At 41.6% G+C, this 3,459-nt stretch carries 5 protein-coding genes; all 5 read right to left on the bottom strand.

The annotated features are described in order from the left end of the window. Positions 1-379, bottom strand: a 379-nt coding sequence (locus AC3LHT_RS04620; protein ID WP_488662113.1) for a CNNM domain-containing protein, incomplete at its 3' end; no start/stop codon positions are given. Positions 380-406: 27 nt separating this feature from the next. Next, positions 407-874, bottom strand: coding sequence for a 23S rRNA (pseudouridine(1915)-N(3))-methyltransferase RlmH (locus tag AC3LHT_RS04615; RefSeq protein WP_488662112.1), 468 nt, complete (start codon positions 872-874; stop codon positions 407-409). After that, positions 864-2,084, bottom strand: a complete 1,221-nt coding sequence (gene hutI, locus AC3LHT_RS04610) for an imidazolonepropionase (protein ID WP_290644901.1) — start codon at positions 2,082-2,084, stop codon at positions 864-866. Before hutI ends, AC3LHT_RS04615 begins: the two co-directional genes overlap by 11 nt. Further along, positions 2,081-3,001, bottom strand: a complete 921-nt coding sequence (gene ftcD / locus AC3LHT_RS04605; RefSeq protein WP_290644899.1) for a glutamate formimidoyltransferase — start codon at positions 2,999-3,001, stop codon at positions 2,081-2,083. The genes hutI and ftcD overlap by 4 nt, the downstream gene beginning before the upstream one ends. A 122-nt stretch (positions 3,002-3,123) precedes the next feature. Next, positions 3,124-3,459 (bottom strand): FtsW/RodA/SpoVE family cell cycle protein (locus tag AC3LHT_RS04600; protein ID WP_488662111.1); only part of this gene is annotated, 336 nt, incomplete at its 5' end.

The following is a 3,459-nucleotide window of genomic DNA, read 5'->3' as shown; positions in this document are numbered from 1 at the left end:
TAGGGGTTATTTCACCAAAGACAAGGATTAGAAATGTCATTACACCAGTTACTATCGCCGCTGCGGTGCTTTGAGCACCTTCTGGCAATACTCTCAACACCAGAAGCGTTGCCACGGAAGATGCAAGAATATTGACCAGGTTATTCATTATGAGAATTGCCGTAAGCATCTTATTGGGCTTTTCAAGCGATGCTTGAAGAATTTGTCGCATGGATTTGTCTTTCTCTTCTTTTAGGAGTTTCCTTAACCTCAACCTACTCACAGAAGTAAGAGCGGTTTCAGAACCGGAAAAAAGGCCAGAAAGGTAGATCAAAAGCACAAGAAACAGAAAGTTCAAGAACAACGAGAGAGGGTCACCAGTACTGGCTGGGTCTTCCACTGTAATTTAACACCTCCAGATCAATAGTCAATAGTGATATGTTTTTCCCAAAAGTATCGTTTCTGCTCTGTATAGTTGCTCTAAAAGCAACAGCACCGTCATTTCATGGGTAAAGGTCAGCTTTGACAAAGAGAGAAGCTCCCACTTGCTTCTCAGTATTTCACTTGAAAAACCATAGGGTCCACCTATAAGAAAAAACACCTTCTTAACACTTCTATTTTGCCATGTTTTCAGCTTTGATGCAAACTGAACAGAAGTTGGCATTTCTCCCCTCTCATCGAGAATCAAAATATGGGCATATTTTTCAGCTTCTAATATACTTAGGTATCGCTTTGCTTCTTCTTTCTTTATCTCTTCAATGTTGTTTCCCTTACCCAATGGCAAAGTCGTAATTTTAATCACAGCATAAGGGGAGAGCCACTTTAAGTAACGCTCCACACCTTTTTTGATGAAATCCGTTTTCAATTTACCGGTTACCACTATCTCAAAGATCACCAGCGATCACTTTTCCTTCTTTAATGGTGGCGGCAAAAGCTTCTCTGGAGAACATGTAAGGTAAATCAAGATAGCTCTCCAAATCGAGAAGCACAAGGTCGGCATCGTATCCTATCTCCAGCAACCCTTTCCTGTCAGCCACATCCAGCACGTGCGCACTGTTTGCAGTATAAGCGGTTATCGCTTCTTCTACCTTTAACCCATTGCGCGAAACAGCCAGATGAATTACAAGAAGGGGGTCATAGATGTTACAGGACCCGGGGTTGAAATCCGATCCCAATGCAACGATTCCATTATGACTGATCAAAAAATCTCCTCTGGCATATTTTTCTCTCAGAAAGAAGGAAGTTCCGGGCATTAATACTGCCGTAACATCACTGCTTGCAATAGCTCTAAGCGTTTCATCGTCGGCTGCAATCAAGTGGTCAGCTGAAACAGCTCCCAATTCTACGGCAAGCTTTCCCCCGCCAGAAGCAGCGAGTTCGTCAGCGTGTAATCTTATCCTGAATCCCCTTCTTTTTAATTCTTTCAGGAATCGTCTGCTTTCCTCCGGTTCAAACACCCCTTTTTCACAGAATATGTCAGCCGTATTTGTGTATTTTTTTACTTTATCAACAAAGCCAAGCAGGTATTCAAGATATTCACTTTTTTTGTGGTAACCATCTGGAAAAGCGTGTGCGCCCAAAAAGGTGGAAGCCACATCAATGGGTTGGGAAGCATTCAGCCGTTTCAGCACGCTGAGCTGTTTTAATTCTGATTCTTTGTCAAGGCCGTAACCACTTTTTCCCTCCACTGTGGTGATTCCATAATGTGCCATTTCTACAAGACTTTTCATGTTGTATCGAAAAAGCTCAGCTTCTGAAGCTTCTCTAACAGCTTTCACGGTTGAAAAAATGCCGCCACCATTTTCCATGATTTCCATATAACTTCTTCCTTCAAGACGCATGAGAAATTCAAAACTTCTATTACCTATAAAGGGGATATGAGTGTGACAATCAACAAATCCCGGTAGCGCAACAAGCCCATGCGCCTGAACTTCTCTTAATGCTGGCGGTCTTTCTGTTCCTATATAGGCGATTTTCCCATTCTTTATACCAATATTTGTTCCTTTTCTTACTTTGAGCTGCCCCATCTCGTTGCCTCTAACAGGGCCTTTGCGAATAGGGGAAACGACTTCTTTAAGACCCACAATAAGGGTATCGAGTTTCATTGTTCATCTGCCTCGCGTGAGATGGTATCAAGCAGTTTCTTTTCTATAACCAGATCAGGATCGTAGTTTTCGAGACGCAAGTAAAAATCTGCAACATCAAGAAGTGCTTTCATTGGGACCATACCAACAATTTCTGAGCCAACTATGGGAACTCCATATCTTTCAGCCTCGAGTTTGATAATTTCAAAAACTCTGTGCACAGGAGTCTTTTTGTAGTTCGTTAAATTCATGGAGACCTGTACTATGCCTCGCTCTTCCAGTTTGAAGCCCAAAGCTTTGACATATCTGAACCCACCACTAATATGTCTAACAGCTTTTGCGATTTTCTTTGCAATTTCAATGTTATCTGTACCGAGATTGACATTAAAGGCTATTAAAAATTCTCTGCAACCTACTGCAACAACACCTGCGGTGGGATGAACCTTTTCGGGTCCGAAGTCTGGTTTCCAATTGGGAAGCTTTATCTTCTCATGAAAACCCTCAAATTCCCCTTTCCTTATCCCTGAAAGGTTTTCTCGCTCCTTTGAGCTTGCAGAATATTCATAAAGGTAAACGGGTATCTCAAGCTCTTCTCCAATTTTCTTTCCTAGCTCTTTTGAAAGCTCCACACATTCTTCTTTTGTGATTCCCATGATAGGTACAAGGGGAATTACATCAACAGCACCCATTCTGGGGTGCTCACCCCGGTGTTTTCTAAGGTCAATTAACTCCTGGGCCTTTTTAGACATATTGAAAAGCGCTGTGACAACAGCATTGGGATCACCGGCTATGGTCACAACCGATCTATTGTGATCCGGGTCACTTGAATAATCGAGAACCCAGACTTTGTCAACTGCTCTGGCTTCGTCCACAATAGCTTCAACTACTTCCTGTTTTCTACCTTCGCTGAAATTGGGAACGGATTCAACGATCTTCATAGGGTAACCTCCTTTTATAATTCAAATAACGCTTTGATAGTGTAGGCGAAATTTTAAAAATTCTAAAGATAATGAATATTAATCTGGCTCATTTTCTACAAGATATCATCTTGATATTTTGATTATATCTCATTGGAGATTAATTTAGCCTCGATATTGCCAGCAAGTAATCTATATGTCATCCCAAGTTGGGCTGCAAATATCATAACAGAACTTCCCCCATAACTGACAAAGGGAAGCGGAATGCCAGTAACAGGCATTAATCCCAGGTTCATCCCGATGTTTTCAGTTATATGCATGAAAAAAGTAATCATGATTCCAGCGGAAACGAGATATGAAAACATGTCCGGGGCTCTTTTTGTGGCTTTCCATATATTGAGCATTAACAAGCTGTAAAGCATGAGCAATGTGAGTGTACCCACAAATCCCAATTCCTCGCCAATAACAGAGAAAATGAA

This window comes from Kosmotoga sp. (assembly GCF_982836095.1).
The sequence above is the reverse complement of the archived record's forward strand: the minus strand, read 5'-3'. Positions and strand labels throughout refer to the sequence as shown.

Bases quoted from the DNA above. Each gene is read 5' to 3' on its own strand.
- hutI (WP_290644901.1), bottom strand. From the start codon at position 2,084: ATGAAACTCGATACCCTTATTGTGGGTCTTAAAGAAGTCGTTTCCCCT.
- ftcD (WP_290644899.1), bottom strand. From the start codon at position 3,001: ATGAAGATCGTTGAATCCGTTCCCAATTTCAGCGAAGGTAGAAAACAG.